At 71.3% G+C, this 17,238-nt stretch carries 19 protein-coding genes; 12 read left to right on the top strand and 7 right to left on the bottom strand.

Annotation, left to right across the window (positions count from 1 at the left end; all coding sequences use genetic code 11):
- Positions 1-52 precede the first annotated feature (52 nt).
- Genes malE through KAK06_RS14585 form a run of 6 tightly spaced genes read left to right on the top strand, consistent with a single transcriptional unit; the run spans position 53 to position 7,223 of the window.
- Positions 53-1,243, top strand: a complete 1,191-nt coding sequence (malE, locus tag KAK06_RS14560; protein ID WP_310741096.1) for a maltose/maltodextrin ABC transporter substrate-binding protein MalE — start codon at positions 53-55, stop codon at positions 1,241-1,243.
- The gene (gene malF, locus KAK06_RS14565; RefSeq protein WP_210802840.1) at positions 1,240-2,613 is read left to right on the top strand and encodes a maltose ABC transporter permease MalF; all 1,374 of its coding nucleotides are present in this window, start codon (positions 1,240-1,242) and stop codon (positions 2,611-2,613) included. The genes malE and malF overlap by 4 nt, the downstream gene beginning before the upstream one ends.
- A 5-nt stretch (positions 2,614-2,618) precedes the next feature.
- Positions 2,619-3,509, top strand: a complete 891-nt coding sequence (gene malG, locus KAK06_RS14570; protein WP_210802841.1) for a maltose ABC transporter permease MalG — start codon at positions 2,619-2,621, stop codon at positions 3,507-3,509.
- Positions 3,506-4,840 (top strand): alpha-amylase family glycosyl hydrolase, encoded by a 1,335-nt coding sequence (locus KAK06_RS14575; protein ID WP_210802842.1) that lies wholly within the window; start codon positions 3,506-3,508, stop codon positions 4,838-4,840. Before malG ends, KAK06_RS14575 begins: the two co-directional genes overlap by 4 nt.
- Entirely contained in the window at positions 4,837-6,468 is a 1,632-nt protein-coding gene (locus KAK06_RS14580) for an alpha-glucosidase (RefSeq protein ID WP_210802843.1), read from the top strand. Before KAK06_RS14575 ends, KAK06_RS14580 begins: the two co-directional genes overlap by 4 nt.
- Entirely contained in the window at positions 6,465-7,223 is a 759-nt protein-coding gene (locus KAK06_RS14585; protein ID WP_210802844.1) for a sugar nucleotide-binding protein, read from the top strand. Before KAK06_RS14580 ends, KAK06_RS14585 begins: the two co-directional genes overlap by 4 nt.
- A 9-nt stretch (positions 7,224-7,232) precedes the next feature.
- Here KAK06_RS14585 and KAK06_RS14590 read toward each other — a convergent pair whose 3' ends face one another.
- On the bottom strand, positions 7,233-7,973 hold the full coding sequence (locus tag KAK06_RS14590; RefSeq protein WP_210802845.1) for a sulfotransferase-like domain-containing protein: 741 nt from the start codon (positions 7,971-7,973) through the stop codon (positions 7,233-7,235).
- Positions 7,970-8,902: an aminotransferase class IV gene (locus KAK06_RS14595; protein ID WP_210802846.1), complete on the bottom strand. Its 933-nt coding sequence runs from the start codon at positions 8,900-8,902 to the stop codon at positions 7,970-7,972. Before KAK06_RS14595 ends, KAK06_RS14590 begins: the two co-directional genes overlap by 4 nt.
- A 72-nt stretch (positions 8,903-8,974) precedes the next feature.
- Here KAK06_RS14595 and KAK06_RS14600 point away from each other — a divergent pair, with 72 nt between their 5' ends.
- Positions 8,975-9,625 (top strand): NAD(P)H-binding protein, encoded by a 651-nt coding sequence (locus KAK06_RS14600; protein WP_210802847.1) that lies wholly within the window; start codon positions 8,975-8,977, stop codon positions 9,623-9,625.
- A 7-nt stretch (positions 9,626-9,632) separates the two neighbouring features.
- Here the strand turns inward: KAK06_RS14600 and KAK06_RS14605 are convergent, their stop codons facing one another.
- Complete coding sequence (locus KAK06_RS14605; RefSeq protein ID WP_210802848.1) at positions 9,633-9,815, bottom strand: hypothetical protein; 183 nt, start codon at positions 9,813-9,815, stop codon at positions 9,633-9,635.
- Between the two features lie 79 nt (positions 9,816-9,894).
- Positions 9,895-10,641, bottom strand: a complete 747-nt coding sequence (gpmA, locus tag KAK06_RS14610; RefSeq protein ID WP_210802849.1) for a 2,3-diphosphoglycerate-dependent phosphoglycerate mutase — start codon at positions 10,639-10,641, stop codon at positions 9,895-9,897.
- Between the two features lie 103 nt (positions 10,642-10,744).
- Here gpmA and KAK06_RS14615 point away from each other — a divergent pair, with 103 nt between their 5' ends.
- From KAK06_RS14615 to KAK06_RS14630, 4 genes are all read left to right on the top strand, one after another.
- Positions 10,745-11,152: a rhodanese-like domain-containing protein gene (locus tag KAK06_RS14615; RefSeq protein WP_210802850.1), complete on the top strand. Its 408-nt coding sequence runs from the start codon at positions 10,745-10,747 to the stop codon at positions 11,150-11,152.
- A gap of 82 nt (positions 11,153-11,234) precedes the next feature.
- On the top strand, positions 11,235-11,495 hold the full coding sequence (gene grxC, locus KAK06_RS14620) for a glutaredoxin 3 (RefSeq protein WP_210802851.1): 261 nt from the start codon (positions 11,235-11,237) through the stop codon (positions 11,493-11,495).
- A gap of 102 nt (positions 11,496-11,597) precedes the next feature.
- Entirely contained in the window at positions 11,598-12,059 is a 462-nt protein-coding gene (secB, locus tag KAK06_RS14625) for a protein-export chaperone SecB (protein ID WP_210802852.1), read from the top strand.
- Between the two features lie 14 nt (positions 12,060-12,073).
- Positions 12,074-13,060 (top strand): NAD(P)H-dependent glycerol-3-phosphate dehydrogenase, encoded by a 987-nt coding sequence (locus KAK06_RS14630; protein ID WP_210802853.1) that lies wholly within the window; start codon positions 12,074-12,076, stop codon positions 13,058-13,060.
- Positions 13,061-13,070: 10 nt separating this feature from the next.
- Here the strand turns inward: KAK06_RS14630 and KAK06_RS14635 are convergent, their stop codons facing one another.
- Entirely contained in the window at positions 13,071-14,228 is a 1,158-nt protein-coding gene (locus tag KAK06_RS14635) for a hypothetical protein (protein ID WP_210802854.1), read from the bottom strand.
- Positions 14,229-14,299: 71 nt separating this feature from the next.
- Complete coding sequence (locus KAK06_RS14640) at positions 14,300-15,442, bottom strand: hypothetical protein (protein ID WP_210802855.1); 1,143 nt, start codon at positions 15,440-15,442, stop codon at positions 14,300-14,302.
- A 204-nt stretch (positions 15,443-15,646) separates the two neighbouring features.
- Here KAK06_RS14640 and rpoH point away from each other — a divergent pair, with 204 nt between their 5' ends.
- Positions 15,647-16,570: an RNA polymerase sigma factor RpoH gene (gene rpoH, locus KAK06_RS14645; protein ID WP_210802856.1), complete on the top strand. Its 924-nt coding sequence runs from the start codon at positions 15,647-15,649 to the stop codon at positions 16,568-16,570.
- Between the two features lie 51 nt (positions 16,571-16,621).
- Here the strand turns inward: rpoH and KAK06_RS14650 are convergent, their stop codons facing one another.
- On the bottom strand, positions 16,622-17,218 hold the full coding sequence (locus tag KAK06_RS14650) for an SCO family protein (RefSeq protein WP_210802857.1): 597 nt from the start codon (positions 17,216-17,218) through the stop codon (positions 16,622-16,624).
- Positions 17,219-17,238 lie beyond the last annotated feature (20 nt).

Below are 17,238 nucleotides of genomic sequence, written 5' to 3' on the forward strand. Positions count from 1 at the left end.
GTCATATGGAAACTCTCTCCGCGAAAATGTAGTCAAACTACCATTTTGACGTGTGACTCTGACCCGCCGCCAGCTTGCCGGCGCCGGCCTGATGATGGCCGGCGGCGTGCGCGCCGCTGAGCGCCGCCCGCTGGTCGTCTGGTACAGCGTCGAAGGCGCCAAGGCCATTCGCCGTGTGGGCGAGGCCTTCACCGCCGCCACCGGCGTGCCGGTGGTGGTGGAGACGCCCGATGGCATTCCGGCGCGCTTCCAGCAAGCGGCCTCGGGGGGCAAGGGCCCGGACATCTGCACCTTCCCGCATGACCGCATTGGCGAGTACGTGGCCGGCGGGCTGGTCCATGCCGTCAGCCCCTCGCGCGCGCTGCTGGCGGACATCGACCCGCTGGCCTGGCGCGCGATGCGCTGGCGCGGGCGCGACTGGGGCTACCCGTACGCGATCGACGCGGTCACGCTGATCTACAACAAGGCCCTGGTGGCGCGTCCACCCAGCAGCTTCGACGAGGTGTTCGAGATCGAGGCGCGGCTGGCGCGCCAGGGTCGGCACGCCATCGTCTGGGATTACACCAACAACTACTTCACCTGGCCGCTGCTGGCGGCCGGCGGCGGCTATGCCTTCCGCCAGCGCGAGGACGGCAGCTTTGACCCGAACGACGTGGGCGTGGCCAACGCCGGTGCGCTGCGCGGTGCCGAGCTGCTGGCGCGTCTGGTGGCCGAGGGCGTGATGCCGCCGGGCTCGGGCTACGCCGAGATGGAAGCGGCCATGGCCCAGGGCCGCGCGGCGATGATGATCAACGGCGCCTGGTCCTGGGTGAACCTGCAGCGCGCCGGCATCGATTTCGGCGTCGCCCGCATCCCGGCGGTGGCCGGGCACCGCGCGGCGCCGTTCATCGGCGTGCGCGGTTTCCTGATCAACCGTGCCAGTGCGCAGCGCGAGCTGGCGGCCGAGTTCATCGAGCACTGGCTGCTGCGCCCCGAGGGCCTGCGCCTGATCGATGCCGCCGAGCCGCTGGGCGCGCCGGCCAGCCGGGCCCTGTTTGCCGAGCTGCGTGCACGCCCCGGCCTGGGCGACAAGGTGGCCGGCATCATGGACTCGGCGCGCGACGGCACGCCCATCCCGCCCTTGCCCGAGATGGGCCGCTTCTGGAGCGCGATGAAGGCCGCCCTGACCAACCTCACCGACGGCCGGCAGACGCCGCTTGAGGCTTTGCAGGCGGCCGAGCGCCGCATCCGGGACAGCGCATGAGCGGCCAATCCTCCCCCGCCTGGCGCTATCTGCTGCCGGCCCTGGCCGCAGCGGCGGTGTTCGTCGTCTTCCCGATGCTCTACACGCTGAGCCTGGGCTTCACCAACTACAGCGCGCGCAACCTGCTGGAGTTCGAGCGCGCGCGGGCCCAACTGCTGGAAGAGCGCCTGGTGCAGCCGGGCAGCGAGCGCGCGTTCACGCTGCACGCCGACGGCGCGCGCTGGCGCGTGGCGCTGCCGGCGGAGGGCGCGCAGGCCGCGCTGGTCACCGCGCCACTCACGCTGGACACCGCCGAGCCCCGCGCGGTGCCGCTGCAGCCGCTTGCCGACACCGCGCTGACCCCCGCCGCCACGCCAGCCCAGGTGGTCGAGCGCGTGCCAGCGCTGCGCGCGCTGCAGCTGACCACGCCCGACGGCCAGACCTGGAGCCTGCAGTCGCTGCGCCATGTGGCGCCCTCGCGGCCGCTCTACACCCTGCGTGACGATGGCGCGCTGGTCGACACCCTGACCGCCACCGCCTACCGGCCCGACATGGTCGAGGGCTTCTTCACCAGCGAAGCGGGCGATCAGCTGCAACCGGGCTTTCGCGTGGCCGTGGGCTGGCGCCACTACCAGCGCATCTTCAGCGACGGCCGCTTCCAGGAGCCCTTCGCCAGTGTCTTACTGTGGACCGTGGCCTTCTCGGCGCTCACGGTGCTGGGCGTCACCGCGCTGGGCCTGCTGCTGGCCGTGCTGCTGAACTGGGAGGCGCTGGAGGGCCGGGCCCTGTACCGCGTGGTGCTGTTCCTGCCCTACGCGGTGCCGGGCTTCATCTCGATCCTGGTGTTCAAGGGCCTGTTCAACCAGAACCTGGGCGAGATCAACCTGATCCTGAACGGGCTGTTCGGCATCCAGCCGGCCTGGTTCACCGATCCCGCGCTGGCCCGCGCCATGCTGCTGTTCGTCAACATCTGGCTGGGCTTCCCCTACATGATGGTGCTGTGCTCGGGCCTGATCAAGGCGATCCCGGGCGATCTGGTCGAGGCCTCGGCCGTGCTGGGCGCCGGGCCGCTGACGCATTTCCGCCGGGTCACGCTGCCGCTGATCCTGAAGCCGCTGACGCCGCTGCTGATCAGCGCCTTCGCCTTCAACTTCAACAACTTCGTGCTGGTCAGCCTGCTCACCGCCGGTGGCCCCGACCGGGTGGACACCGCGCTGCCGGTGGGCGGCACCGACATCCTGGTCAGCTACACCTGGCGCATCGCCTTCCAGGACTCGGGCCAGCAGTTCGGCCTGGCCGCGGCCATCTCCACCGTGATCTTCGCCATCGTCGCGGCCATCACGCTGGTGCAGATGCGCTTCACCAGGATCAACGACGAACCCGCGCGCTGACTGCCATGCCCATCGTCCAAAGCCGATCGCAGCGCTGGCGCAAGCTGGCCGCCCACGCCTTCCTGCTGGCGCTGTGCGCCGTGGTGCTGTTCCCTTTCCTGGTGGTGGTGTCGGTGTCGCTGCGGCCGGGCAACTTCGCAGCCGGCTCGCTGATCCCTGAGGCCATCAGCTGGGAGCACTGGCGTTATGTGCTGGGCCTGCCCTATGCGGGGCCCGATGGCCGGATGGTCGAGCCCGATCTGCCGGTGCTGCGCTGGCTGTGGAACTCGGTGAAGGTGGCCACGGTGTCGGGCGCGGTGACACTGCTGCTGTCCACCACCGCCGCCTATGCGCTGGCGCGCATGCGCTTTCGCGGCCGGAGGCAGGTGCTGACCGGGCTGATGCTGATGCAGATGTTCCCGGCCGTGCTGGCGCTGGTGGCGATCTACGCCATCTTCGACCGCCTGGGCGCCGCCGTGCCGGCCATCGGCCTGAACACCCACGCCTCGCTGGTGCTGGCCTACTCGGGCGGCATCGCCATGCATGTGTGGACGATCAAGGGCTACTACGACACCCTGCCCACCGAGATCGAGGAGGCCGCCCGCGTGGACGGCGCCGGCACCTGGACCACCTTCTGGCGCGTGCTGCTACCGATGGCCTTGCCCATCCTGGCGGTGGTCTTCCTGCTGGCCTTCATCGGCGCGGTGATCGAGTACCCGGTGGCCTCGGTGCTGCTGACCCAGCAGGACCAGCTGACGCTGGCCGTGGGCGCCAAGCTCTTCGTGCACGAGCACAACTTCCGCTGGGGCGACTTTGCCGCCGCCGCCATCCTCTCGGGCCTGCCGATCACCGCGGTGTTCCTGCTGGCGCAGCGCTGGCTGATTGCCGGTCTGGCCGCGGGCGGCGTCAAGGGATGAGGCGTCGCCACTTCAACCTGGCCGCGTCGCTGACGCCGGTCCTTGCCTGTCTGCCCACGATGAGCCACGCCGCCCTGCCTGCCGCCCAGGAACACCTGCCCTGGACCCGCAGCGCCAACATCTACGAAGTCAACATCCGCCAGTACACGCCCGAGGGCACGCTGCGCGCCTTCATGGCCCACCTGCCGCGGCTGCGCCGCATGGGCGTGGACATCCTGTGGCTGATGCCGATCCAGCCGATCGGCTTGCAGGAGCGCAAGGGCACGCTGGGCAGCTATTACTCGATCCGCGACTACACCGCGGTGAACCCCGAGTTCGGCACACTGGCCGATGCGCGCGCGCTGGTGCGCGAGGCGCACGCCATGGGCTTCAAGGTGATCCTCGACTGGGTGGCCAACCACACCGCCTGGGACCACCCCTGGACCCAGGCGCACACCGACTGGTACAAGCTTGATGCGAAGGGGCAGATCTTCCCGGTCACCTTCAATGCCGGCACGCCGCAGGTCGAGTACTGGACCGATGTGGTGGCGCTGAACTACGCCAGCGCCGCCCTGCGTCGGGCGATGATCGACGCGATGGCCTTCTGGGTCCGCGAGGCCGATCTGGACGGCTTCCGCTGTGACGTGGCCGGCCTGGTCCCCACGCCGTTCTGGGACCAGGCACGCGCCGAGCTGGACGCGATCAAGCCGATGTTCATGCTGGCCGAGTGGTCCGAGGTGGACCTGCACGAGCGGGCCTTCGACATGACCTACGGCTGGGACCTGACGGACGTGCTGGGTCGGGTGGCCAAGGGCCAGGCCGATGCGCGCGACCTGACCGCCTTGGTGCGTCAGCCGCCGCCCAGCAAGGCCGGCCGCGCCTTCCCGAAGAGCGCCTACCGCATGCGCTTCACCAGCAACCACGACCACAACTCCTGGCATGGCCACGATGGCGAGCTCTACGGCGACGCCTTCCCGGCGATGGCCGTGCTGGCCGCCACGCTGCCCGGCATGCCGCTGATCCTGGGCGGCCAGGAGGCGGGGCTGCGCAAGCGCCTGGCCTTCTTCGAGAAGGACACGATGGACCTCTCCAGCTTTCCGCACGAAGCGCTCTACACCCGGCTGCTGGCGCTCAAGCACGCGCACCCGGCGCTGTGGAACGGTCAGTACGGGGCCGACGTCGAGCTGCTGGAGGCCGGCAGCCCCAAGGTCTTCGCCATCCGCCGCCGCCAGGGCAGCGACCAGGTCACGGTGGTGGTCAACGTCAGTGACCAGCCGCAGACGGTGGCGCTGGCGGCGCTGCCTGCGGTGCAGCGCCTGGCCCCCTGGGCCTGGCAGATCGACGCGCCATGACCCGCCCCGCACCCTGGTGGCAGAACACGGTCATCTACCAGGTCTACCTGCGCAGTTTCCAGGACAGCAACGGCGACGGCATCGGCGACCTGCCGGGCCTGACCCGCCGGCTGGATGCGCTGCAGGCCCTGGGCGTGCAGTCGATCTGGATCACGCCCTTCTTTCCCTCGCCCAACGCCGACTTCGGCTACGACGTCAGCGACTACAGCAATGTGGCGCCCGAGTACGGCACGCTGGCCGACTGGGACGAGCTGGTGCGCCAGGCCCGGCAGCGCGGCATGCGCCTGCTGGTGGACCTCGTGCTCAACCACAGCTCCGACCAGCACCCGTGGTTCCGCGAGGCCTGCAGCTCGCCCCAGCACCCGCGGCGCGACTGGTATGTCTGGCGCAATGGCCGGCCGGATGGCGGCCCGCCCACCAACTGGCGCTCGGTCTTCGGCGGCCCGGCCTGGACGCGCGAGCCGCGCAGCGGCCAGTGGTACTACCACGCCTTCCTGCCGCAGCAGCCCGACCTGAACTGGCACCACCCGGGCGTGCGTGCGGCGATGGCCGATGTCGCGCGCTTCTGGCTGCGCCGCGGCGCCAGCGGCTTCCGGCTGGACGCCACCGCCTTCCTGTTCGAGGACCCCGCCTGGCCTGACGACCCGGACCCCGACCGCCAGCCCCCCTGGCCGCTGCAGCCTTTCAACAGCAACCGGCCCGAGAACCACGGCGTGCTGCGCGAGCTGCGCGCGGTGCTGGCCGAGTTCGACGCCGAGTTCGACGATGAGCGAGTCCTGCTGGGCGAGTCCACCACCGACACCCTGGCCGAGCTGCGCGCCGCCTACGGCGAGCAGGGCGACGAGATCCAGCTGCCGATGAACTTCGTCTACGCGCGCCACTGGCAGCGCGATGCGCCGTTCTTCCAGCGGCTGATCGACGAGACCCAGGCGCTGCTGCACGACCGCACGCCGGTGAGCTTCTTCAGCAACCACGACCACTGGCGCCAGTGGAGCGCCTTTGGCGACGGCGTTCACAACGACGCCATCGCCCGGCTCACGGCGGCCATGACGCTGCTGCAGCGCGGCACCGCCCTGGTCTACTACGGCGAGGAGATCGGCATGGCCGACCTGCCCGAGGCCGAGCTGGCCGCCGCGCCGCTGGGCCCAAGCCGGCCGCGGGCCGACCCGCGCGACCGCGCCCGCACGCCGATGCAGTGGGACGCCGGCCCACAGGCCGGCTTCAGCGCGGGCGAGCCCTGGCTGCCGCTGCCGCGTGCCTGGGGCGACCGCCATGTGGCGGCTCAGCGCGCCGACCCCGCCTCGCTGTGGCACTGGTACCGCACGCTGATCACCCTCAAGCGCGAGGACCCGGCGCTGCACGCCGGCGCCCATTGGCCGCTGCACACCGACCACGACACGGTGCTGGCCTTCGGCCGCCGCGCCGCGGACGGCACGCTGGCCCTGGTGCTGCTGAACTGGGGCGCGCAGGCCTGCACGGTGCGCGTGCAGGGCCTGCCCGCGGGCACCGGCGACGCCGCCGAGGTGCTGCTGGCCAGCCCGCCGATCGCCGGGCCACAGCGGCTGCCTCAGGTGTCGCTGGCGCCTTATGGCGCGCTCGTGCTGCGTGCCGTGGCGGTGAACGCATGAAGGTCCTGGTCACCGGCCTGAACGGCACGCTGGCGCCGGTGCTGGCGGCGCGTCTGCGCACCGACGGCCACGAGGTCATCGGCTGGGACCGCGCGCGCCAGCCGGTGGACGACGAGGCCGCCGGCCGCGCCTGGCTCGACCAGGTGCGCCCCGATGCCATCGTCCATCTGGCCACCGGCGATGCGCACTGGGCCGGCTGGATGGCCTGGTGGGCGGCGCAGGGCGACCGGCCCTTCGTCTTCACCAGCACGGCGATGGTCTTTGACGCGCAGCCCGACGGGCCGCACCAGCCGGCCGATGCGCGCACCGCCCGCGACGCCTACGGCCGCGGCAAGATCGTCTGCGAGGACGCCATCCGCCGCGCCCACCCCTTTGCCAGCATCGCCCGCCTGGGCTGGCAGATCGACCTGGCCCGCGGCGGCAACACCATGCTGGCCACGCTGGAGCGCTGGCAGCAGGAGCAGGGCGTGATCGAGGCCAGCCGCCACTGGCGACCGGCCTGTTCCTTCATCGACGACACGGTACAGGTGCTGGCCCAGTTGCTGCAGGATCCGCTGCCGGGCGTGCTGCACCTGGACAGCAATGCCGGCGACGGCTGGCGCTTCGACCGCATTGCGCGTGCCCTGGCGCGCGCCGCGGGCCGTGACCACTGGCGGGTGCAGTCGGTGGACGGCTACCGCCATGACCAGCGGCTGCAGGGCGGCGCGCTGCGCCTGCCGCCGCTGAGCGACCGGCTGGCCCTGGCGCGGGCCTGAGCGCGCGACTCAGTCGATGCGCCAGCGCAGCGCACGCAGCTGATCGTAGGCGGGGCGGCAGGCTTCGGCCACCTCGGCGGCGTGTCCCGTCAGCACCGGGGCCTCGTCGGCCGGCCGTTCGAAGCCGGTGGAGCGCCACACCGCGGCGTACCAGTGCGGCGCCCAGACACCATCCGAGGCGCGCGGCCCGGCTGGCCACTGCAGCATGCCGGGACGGAAGTCCAGGGCCAGGTGGGCGCACAGCGCGCGCAGGTGGGCCTCGGGGCGCTGCAGGAAGTCGGCGCTGTCGATGATCGGCGGCACCCGGCCGTCACGCGCTTGCAGGTGCTCCAGCAGGCGCAGTTGCTGCAGCACGCCCAGGTCCTCGGGCACCACGTCGGCGCGCGACTTCACATACGAGGCCACCACCCGCACCGGGTCGCGGATCAGCAGCACGTTGTGCAGGCCGTCCACCCAGTCCAGCGCCAGGCTGGCCGGCAGGTGGTGGGCCATGTGCTTCTGGTACCAGACCGGCAGATCGCCTGGCACCGGGCCCAGCAGCTGAGCCACCACCCGTGCGGGGTCGCACTCGCCCTGGGCGATGATCTCGTCGCGGCCCGGGTGGTCCAGGCCGGTGGCGGCCAGGTAGGCGGCGTAGAGCGGCTCGTCGCTGACCGCGCAGTCGCCGCGGTTCTCCCAGGAGCGCATCATCGCGGTGCTGATGTTGCGCGGCCCGCTCCACATGGCCACGCGCAGCGGCGTGGCCGTCATGCGCCGCTCCCGGCGCGGGCGGCGGCCGCGTCGCTGCGCACCAGGTCGGCGTACAGCGCCTGCAGGCGCTGCACCATCGGGCCGGGCACCGTGTCAAAGGCGCGGCCGTCGACCGAGCGCACCGGCGCCACGCCGGCGTAGGTGCCGGTGCAGAAGGCCTCGTCGGCGCTGTAGACCTGGGTCAGGCTGAAGTTCTTCTCGAAGACCGGGATGCCGGCCTCGCGGCAGACCTGCAGCACGTTGGCGCGGGTGATGCCGCCCAGGCAGTAGTCGCCGCTGCTGGTCCAGACCTCGCCCTTCCGCACGATGAAGAAATGGGTGGAGTTGCAGGTGGCGACAAAGCCGTGCGGGTCCAGCATCAGCGCCTCGTCGGCCCCGGCCTCGGTGGCCTGGATGCAGGCGGTGATGCAGTTGATCTTGCTGTGGCTGTTGAGCTTGGGGTCCTGCACATCGGGCGCGCCGCGCCGCACATGCACGGTGAACAGCTTCAGGCCCTGGGCCAGCAGCTCGGGCTTGGGGCGCTTGAACTCGGGCAGGATCACCACGGTGGCGTTGCCGATGCAGGCGCGCGGGTCCTGGTAGGGCGTGCGCTTGATGCCGCGCGTGACCATCAGCCGCACATGCACACCGTCGTGCATGTTGTTGGCGGCCAGGGTCTCGCGCAGTGCGGCGGCCAGTTGCGCGCGGCTCAGGCCGATGTCCAGCGCCAGCGCGCGGGCGCCTTCGAACAGCCGGTCCAGATGGGCGGCCAGGAAGACCGGCTCGCCGTCCACCACGCGCAGGCCCTCCCAGACGCCATCGCCCAGCACGAAGCCGCTGTCGAAGACCGACACCACCGCCTCGGCGCGTGGCAGCAGCCGGCCGTTGATCCAGATGCGGATGTCCGCATTGCGCGGGTCGTCGTGGAAGTCGTGGATGCTCTGGGCCATCGTCAAGCGGGGATACTGGTGATGCGCCGCAGTCTACGCGGCCGCACCCTGTGGCCTGCGAAGGAGACCCTGATGAGCGGACGCACCGTCGTGCTGGCCGGCGCCACCGGCCTGGTGGGCCAGCACCTGCTGAAGGGGTTGCTGGCCGATCCCGGCGTGGCGCAGGTGATCAGCCTGGGGCGCCGCCCGTCCGCGCTGGCGCACCCGCGGCTGCAGAGCCTGGTGGTCGACTTCACGGCGCTGCCGGCGCTGCCGCCCACCGACGAGGTCTACCTGGCGCTGGGCACGACGATCAAGGTGGCGGGCAGCCAGGCCGCCTTCCGCGCGGTGGACTTTGACGCCAACCTGGCCGTGGCGCGTGCCGCGCTGGCGGCGGGTGCACGCCGCGCCGGGCTGGTCAGCGCGATGGGCGCCGATGCGCGCTCGGCGGTCTTCTACAGCCGGGTCAAGGGCGAACTGGAGGACACGCTGGCCACGCTGCCCTTCAACGGGCTGCTGATCGCCCGGCCGTCGATGCTGGAGGGTGACCGCTCGGCGCTGGGCCAGCCCGAGCGGCCGGGTGAGCGCTGGGCCTCGGCGCTGGGCCGCTGGCTGGGCCCGCTGGTGCCGGCCAATTACCGGCCGATCCCGGCCGCCGCGGTGGCGGCCGCCCTGCGGGCCGGTGTGCCCACGGTGCAGGGGCGGCAGGTGCTGCTGTCCGGCGCGCTGCGGCGCCCGCGCTGAGCGCGCCTCAGGCCGGGTCGCCCGGCACGCCGCCCATCAGCACGCAGGCCAGCTCCAGCCGGCGCCACAGGTGCTCGGGCATCGCCAGGATGCCTTCGGGGGTGCGCTCGCGCATGACCCAGTCGCGGATCTCGGCGTGCTGCGCCGGGCTCAGCAGGTGGCGCTCCAGCATCTCGTCGAGGGTCTGCATCGCGGGCTCCTCCGGGGGTGGCGTGCCGCGATGATCGCACGGACGCGGGCCGCCGTGGCGGCCCGCAGCGGGCGCCGGCTCAGGCCTTCTTGCCCTGGGCCGCGACCGCGGCGGCGGCGGCGGCCGCCGCCGCGGCATCGCCCAGGTAGTAGCTGCGGATCGGCTTGAGATCAGCGCCCAGCTCGTAGACCAGCGGAATGCCGTTGGGGATGTTCAGGCCCACGATGTCGGCGTCGCTGATGTCGTCCAGGTACTTGACCAGCGCGCGGATCGAGTTGCCATGGGCGGCCAGCACGATGCGCTGGCCGGCACGGATCGCCGGGGCCAGGGTGTCGTTCCAGCAGGGCAGCACGCGGGCCACGGTGTCCTTGAGGCACTCGGTCAGCGGCACCTGCTCGGGGGCCAGACGCGCATAGCGCGGGTCCTGGCGCTGGCCGCGCGGGTCGGCCGCGTCCAGCGGGGGCGGCGGGGTGTCGTAGCTGCGGCGCCAGATCAGCACCTGCTCGTCGCCGTACTGCTTGGCCATGTCGGCCTTGTTCAGGCCCTGCAGGCCGCCGTAGTGGCGCTCGTTCAGGCGCCAGTCCTTGACCACCGGCAGCCAGGCGCGGTCCATGCCGTCGAGCACGTGGTTGAGGGTGTGGATCGCGCGCTTGAGCACCGAGGTGTAGGCAACGTCGAACTCATAGCCCTCGGCCTTCAGCAGCTGGCCGGCCGACAGGGCCTGCGACACACCGGTGGGCGTGAGCTCCACGTCGGTCCAGCCGGTGAAGCGGTTCTCGAGGTTCCAGGTCGATTCGCCGTGGCGGATCAGCACGAGCTTGTACATGGCGGTGATAGGCGGGTGTGAAGGCCCGCGTCAGACTTGGTGCAAACCCCGAATTCTATAATCCGGGTGCTTTGCTCTTCCTGACTTTCCAAAGGCCTGCCCCGTGCAATTCGTGATCGAGAACTGGATGCTGATCCTCGTCGCCGTCGTCTCCGGCGCGCTGTTGCTGCGTGGCAGCCTGCAAGGGGGCTCGGGCGTGTCGCCGGCCGAGGCGGTGCGGCTGATGAACCACGAGAAGGCCACGGTGATCGATGTCTGCGAGCCGGCCGAGTTCGAGCAGGGCCACATCGGCGGCGCGCGCAGCGTGCCGCTGGGCAGCCTGGACGAGGCCAAGGGCCTGCCCAGCAACAAGGCGCTGCCGCTGCTGGTGACCTGTGCGTCGGGCGCGCGCGCGCAGCGCGCCGCTGCCACGCTGCGCAAGCAGGGCTACCAGGACGTGCGCGTGATGGCCGGCGGCATGCGGGCCTGGCGCGAGGCCAGCCTGCCGGTGGTGACCGGCGCGAAGGGCTGATCAGGGTCTTGCGCGGCGGGCGCTGCAGTGTCGGCGCTTCGGTCGGACAATCCCGAGGACTGAACCCACCAGCGTGTCACCCATGAACAAGGTCAAGATGTACACGACCCAGGTCTGCCCCTACTGCGTGCGGGCCAAGACCCTGCTGTCGCAGCGCGGCGTGGCCGAGATCGAGGAAATCCGCGTCGACCTCGACCCCGTGCAGCGCGACCAGATGATGAGCCTGACCGGCCGGCGCACGGTGCCGCAGATCTTCATCGGCGAGACCCATGTCGGCGGTTGCGACGACCTGGTCGCGCTGGACCAGCGCGGCGGCCTGATGCCGCTGCTGCAGGGCGCCTGAGCGGGCGGCGCAGGCCGTCCCCCGCGCTACACTCACTGGTTGACCCAGGCTGGCCGCCAAGCCCGGCGGCTGGCCGTTGTCGTCTTTGCAGAAAGCTTTCCCATGGCCGACCAAGAACTCGCCCCCGTGTTCCAGCTGCAGCGCATGTACCTGAAGGACCTGTCGCTGGAGCAGCCCAACTCGCCCCAGATCCTGCTTGAGCAGCAGCAGCCGCAGGTTGATATCCAGCTGGCCATGGGCGCCGAGGGCATTGCCGATGGCGTCTACGAAGTGGCCGTCACCGCCACCGTGACCACCCAGCTGGGCGATCGCACGCTGTTCCTGGTCGAGGCCAAGCAGGCCGGCATCTTCGAGCTGCGCAACCTGCCCGACGACCAGATCCAGGGCATCCTGGGCGTGGTCTGCCCGCAGATGATCTATCCCTACCTGCGCGCCATCGTCTCTGACGTCTGCACCCGCGCCGGCTTCCCGCCGATCCTGCTGGCCGAGGTGAACTTCCAGGCCATGTACGAAGCCCAGCTGCAGCAGGCCGCGGGCAACGGCGAAGCGCCTTCGGTCAACTGATCGCTTGATCCCGCATGCGTCTGGCCATTCTGGGCGCTGGCGCGTGGGGCTCCGCGCTGGCAGTGGCCGCGGCCTCCTGGCCTGAGGTCCGCCACGAGGTCTGTCTGTGGGCCCGTGACCCGGCGCAGGCGGCGGCGATGCAGGCCACGCGCGAGAACGCGCGCTACCTGCCCGGTGTGCCCTTGCCGGCCCGCGTGAGTGTCACCGCCGACCTGGCGCAGGCGCTGGCGGCCGGTCCCGACCTGTGCGTGCTGGCCACGCCGATGGCGGCGCTGCGCGGCATGTTGGCCGGTCTGCACGGCCCGGCGCCGGTGCTGTGGCTGTGCAAGGGCTTCGAGGCCGGCAGCGGCCTGCTGGGCCATGAGATCGCCGCGGCCACCGCGCCTGGCCTGGCCTGCGGCATCCTCTCCGGCCCCAGCTTCGCACAGGAAGTGGCGGCCGGCCTGCCGGCGGCGCTGGTGGTGGCCAGTCCCGATGCGCGCTTGCGCGAGCGCGCGGTCGAGGCCTTTCACCGCGGCGCGCTGCGCATCTACAGCTCCACCGACCCGATCGGGGTGGAGGTGGGCGGCGCGGTCAAGAACGTGCTGGCGATCGCCACCGGCGTGTGCGACGGCCTGCAACTGGGCCTGAACGCCCGCGCTGCGCTGATCACCCGTGGTCTGGCCGAAATGACCCGGCTGGGCGTGGCCCTGGGCGCGCGCACCGACACCTTTGCCGGTCTGGCCGGACTGGGCGATCTGGTGCTCACCGCCACCGGCGACCTGTCGCGCAACCGGCGCGTGGGCCTGCTGCTGGCCGAGGGGCTGGATTTGCCCGGCATCTTGCAGCGACTGGGCCATGTGGCCGAGGGCGTCTACAGCGCCGCCACCGTGGTGCAGCGGGCCCAGGCGTTGGGGGTGGAGATGCCGATCGCGCAGGGCGTGCATGCGCTGCTGCAGGGGCAGGTCGATGCCCGCCAACTGGTCGAGCTGCTGATGCGCCGCGAAGCGCGGGCCGAGTAGGCGCCCGGGCTCAGGCGGGCTGCAGCAGCCACTGCATCTCGACCAGCGGCAGCGGATAGGCCAGTTCGCTGCGCCAGCCACGCCAGACCTGTCCGGACAATCCCGCCAGCGCCAGCGCACGGTGCAGCACGGCCGCATGGTCGGGCAGGCCGTCCGGCGGGGAGGCCAGGGGATCGGCGCCCAGCGATACCAGCTGGGCCTGCAAGGCCAGTCGCCGGTGGTGCGGCCGCTCCGGCGTGGCGTCAGGCAATTGCACGCCGGAAGGCGAGGGCAGCTGGAACAAGGTCTCGATGCGTGCGCTGGGCCACAAGTCCCGCGCCAGGTACAGCTCGCGACAGACCTGCTTGCAGGGGGTGTGCAGCATGTAGTTGCGCAGGCGCTGCCAGCCGTCGGCACGCGCCAACGGCAGCGCCTGGCGCACCAGGTAGGCGGTGTCCAGTGCGTCGGGCAGCGGGTCGAGCTCGGCCGGCAGCACCAGTGTGGTCACCGGGCCGTCCTGCAAGACCTGCAGTGCCACCGCGGGCCCGAGCAGGTAGTCGGCCGGATCACCCCGGCCGTGCAGCGGGGCCATGGTCGCGCCGCCGGTGCCGGCGCTGTGCGGCATCACGCTCAGCAGCGGCACGGCCACGTCGGGCTGCACCCGCCACAGGCCACGGCGGCGATGCACCTCCAGCGCGTCGACCCAAGGTCCGTCGGCCGCGGGCCACAGGAACAGTGCCGAGGCCATCGTGTCGCAGCCATGGCCGAACAGGTAGGACTGGGCCTTGAACACTGCCTGGCGCGAGGCATGGCCCAGCCGCTCGCGCACCAGGCGCGATCCGCAGCCCAGCTGCGCTTCCAGGGCCTGGCGGTGGCCTGGCAGGCGATCCAGCAGCTGCTGGTAGCTGTCAACCGCGGCAGCGGCGTTCAGGGTGTTGCTGCCGCGGCCCAGGGCCGCGTCCAGCAGCTTGCGCAGGCCGGTGGGCGAGGGCAGGTGATGGACGAACTCGCCTTCGCTGCCGCTGGCGCAGGCCCGCACCAGGCGGCTGGCCAGGCTCTTGTCCAGGCCCAGCTCGCGCGTCAGGCGCACGCCGCGGGCGGGGCGGCCGGCGTGCGCGTCCATCAAGGGGCCGAGTGCCGCGCGCAACTGCTGCACCACGGCGTGGGCGTCCGGGATTCGGTCGTTCACGGGCTCTCGGGGCGATGTGGTGGTGCTCATTGTCCCCCGCCGACCGGCGGCCGCGGCCTCCCAACGTGGGTTCAGTGGCGCGGCAGCCGCACCAGCAGCGCGCGGTAGCTGCCCGGCGCCTGGCGGTCCAGCGTGGCCAGCGCCAGCGTGCGGCCGTCGCCGCTGACGGCGCTGACCTCGAAGACCTGGTAGCGCTTGGGCAGGTCGATGCCCTGGGCGCTCAGGAAGGCGCGCGCCTCCATCAGACCGCTGGCGGGCGTCCAGACCCAGCCCAAGGACTGCGGACCGAACTCGGTGCGGCCAAAGCCCACCACCACCTGGCCATCGTCCGACAGGCCCAATGCATAGGCCGAGCCGTCCCAGCTGGTGCCGGGCAGCACACCCAGCAGCTGACGCTGCCAGCCGCCGCTGCCGTCGGCGGTCCACATCATGGCCGACTCGACACCGGTGCCGGCGTCAAAAGCCTGGCCGACGATGCGGGTGCCGGCGGCGTCCACCGCGGCGGCCTCGCTGGGCCAGTCGCTGATCTCCAGCAGCTGGCGCTGGCCGTTCAGCCAGACGGCCGCCTGGCGCATGCCCCACTCGACATGCTCGTCCCAGCCGACCATCACCCGGCCGTCGTGGTCGGCGTCGTCAATGCGGCTGGAGCGGCCGCCGCTGCCCTGGTCCTTCACGCCCTTGCGCGCCGTCCAGGCGCTGCCATGGGCCAGGCCGTTCTTCTTGCCGGCACGCCAGTACAGGCCGGTGACCACCTTGCCGTTGCCCGACATGCCGTAGACCCCGGCCTGGTCCAGGTCCATCTGGCCGGCGTCGTGCGGCAGCGGGCCCAGCACCTGCCAGCCGGTGGCGGCCGTCCAGCGGCCCTGGATGCCGAACTGGCCGCTGTCGTCCAGGATGCTGCCGGCGATCACCTCGCCATTGGCCGAGATGGCCGGGGTGCCGCTGTACAGGCCGATCGCGGTGGTGGCCCGGCCCAGCGGCACCTGGCCGTCCTGGGCGGTCCAGCGGAAGGTCTGGAAATCGGCCGCGAGCTGGCCGGTGGCGCTGCGGCCGTCGGCCGACAGATCGGTGACCCAGCCGTCACCGACCACCGTGACGGCCTTGGCCAGCACCGGCGCGGCCGGATGCAGCAGGCCGGCGACCAGCGCCAGCGCGGTGGCGGCCTGGCGCAGGCCAAGACAGCGGCGGACCGCTGCAACGAGGGATGTGTCCATCGCGGATTCCTCCATGACGCCCGATGCGTCCTTGCGTGAGCAGCACTGTAGGCCCTTCTTCAGAGTTCTACAAGAGTTCTCCAGGAGAAGTTTCATGGGGCTTTCCCGCGCCGCCTGGTGTCGGCGCACACGGTCTTAGCACTCATTTGCCAAGAGTGCTAATATCGTTGGAACCAATGGGCCCCAAGCCCCTCCAATCCAGCCATGACCCAGCACTCCACCGCCAACGCCGTCGCCCTGCGTGACCCTTGGGCCCTGGTGCCCTCGCTCGGCAATCTGGACGCCTACATCTCGGCCGTCAACCAGCTGCCGCTGTTGACCCAGGAAGAGGAAACCCGCTTCGCCCGCGCGCTGCGCGACGAGGGCGACCTGCAGGCCGCCAGCCGCCTGGTGCTGTCGCACCTGCGCCTGGTGGTGGCGGTGTCGCGCCAGTACCTGGGCTACGGCCTGCCGCAGGGTGACCTGATCCAGGAAGGCAACGTCGGCCTGATGAAGGCCGTCAAGCGCTTTGACCCTGAACAGGGCGTGCGCCTGGTCAGCTATGCGCTGCACTGGATCAAGGCCGAGATCCATGAGTACATCCTGAAGAACTGGCGCATGGTCAAGGTGGCCACCACCAAGGCCCAGCGCAAGCTGTTCTTCAACCTGCGCTCGATGAAGCGCAGCCTGAAGAGCGACGCTGCCGACGGCGACACCTACCGCCAGGCCCTGTCGGCCGATGAGGTTGCCAAGGTCGCGGCCGAACTCGACGTGCGTCCCGAGGACGTGGTCGAGATGGAAACCCGGCTGGCCGGCAACGACGTGGCGCTGGAGCCGCAGGACGATGACCGCGAGGACAGCGTCGCCCCGATTGCCTACCTGGCCGACGAGCGCCAGGAGCCCACACGGGTGATCGAGTCGCGCCGCCGCGAGGCCCTGTCCACCCAAGGCGTGGCCCATGCGCTGGAGCAACTGGATGCGCGCAGCCGCCGCATCGTCGAAGAGCGCTGGCTCAAGGTCAACGACGACAGCAGCGGTGGCATGACACTGCATGAGCTGGCCGCCGAGTACGGCGTCAGTGCCGAGCGCATCCGCCAGATCGAGGTGGCCGCGCTGAAGAAGATGCGCAAGGCGCTGGAAGCGGCCTGAAGCCGGTCCACCCTGCAGCCACACGACGGCCCCGACGGGGCCGTCGGCGTTTCAGGCGCCCTCTTTCAGCAGCACGCGCAGGTCGTGCGCCAGCGTCTCGGCGCCAGCGCCATAGCGGCTGAACACCCGGATGCGGCCCTGGGCGTCGAAGACATAGGAGCCGGCCGTGTGGTCCACGGTGTAGCTGCCTTCGGTCTTGCCCGGCACCTTGGCGTAGAAGACCTTGAACTCCTTGGCCGCGGCCTGGGTTTGCTCCAGTGTGCCGCGCAGCGCGATGAAACCGGCCTTGAAGCTGTCGGCATACGCGCTCAACACCTCGGGCGTGTCGCGCTCGGGGTCGACGCTGACGAAGAGGCCTTGCACGCGCTCGCCATCAGCGCCTAGCAACTGGCGCGCCGCGGCCAGCTCGGCCATCGAGGTGGGGCACACGTCGGGGCACTGGGTGTAGCCGAAGAACACGACCACCACCTTGCCCTTGAAGTCAGCCAGGTGTCGCTCCTGGCCGCTGGGGTCTTTCAGGTCGAGGTGGCGGGCGTATTCGGCCCCGGTGATGTCGATGCCCTTGAACGGGCTGGGGGCCGGGCCGCCGGGCCGGCAGGCGGCCAGGGCGGTGAGCAGGCAGAGACTGAGGAGCAGGCGTCGGCGCATGGGGCAGGAGGCTCCGTGCG

The organism is Ideonella aquatica (assembly GCF_018069755.1).
GTDB classification, from domain to species: Bacteria; Pseudomonadota; Gammaproteobacteria; order Burkholderiales; family Burkholderiaceae_C; genus Ideonella; species Ideonella aquatica.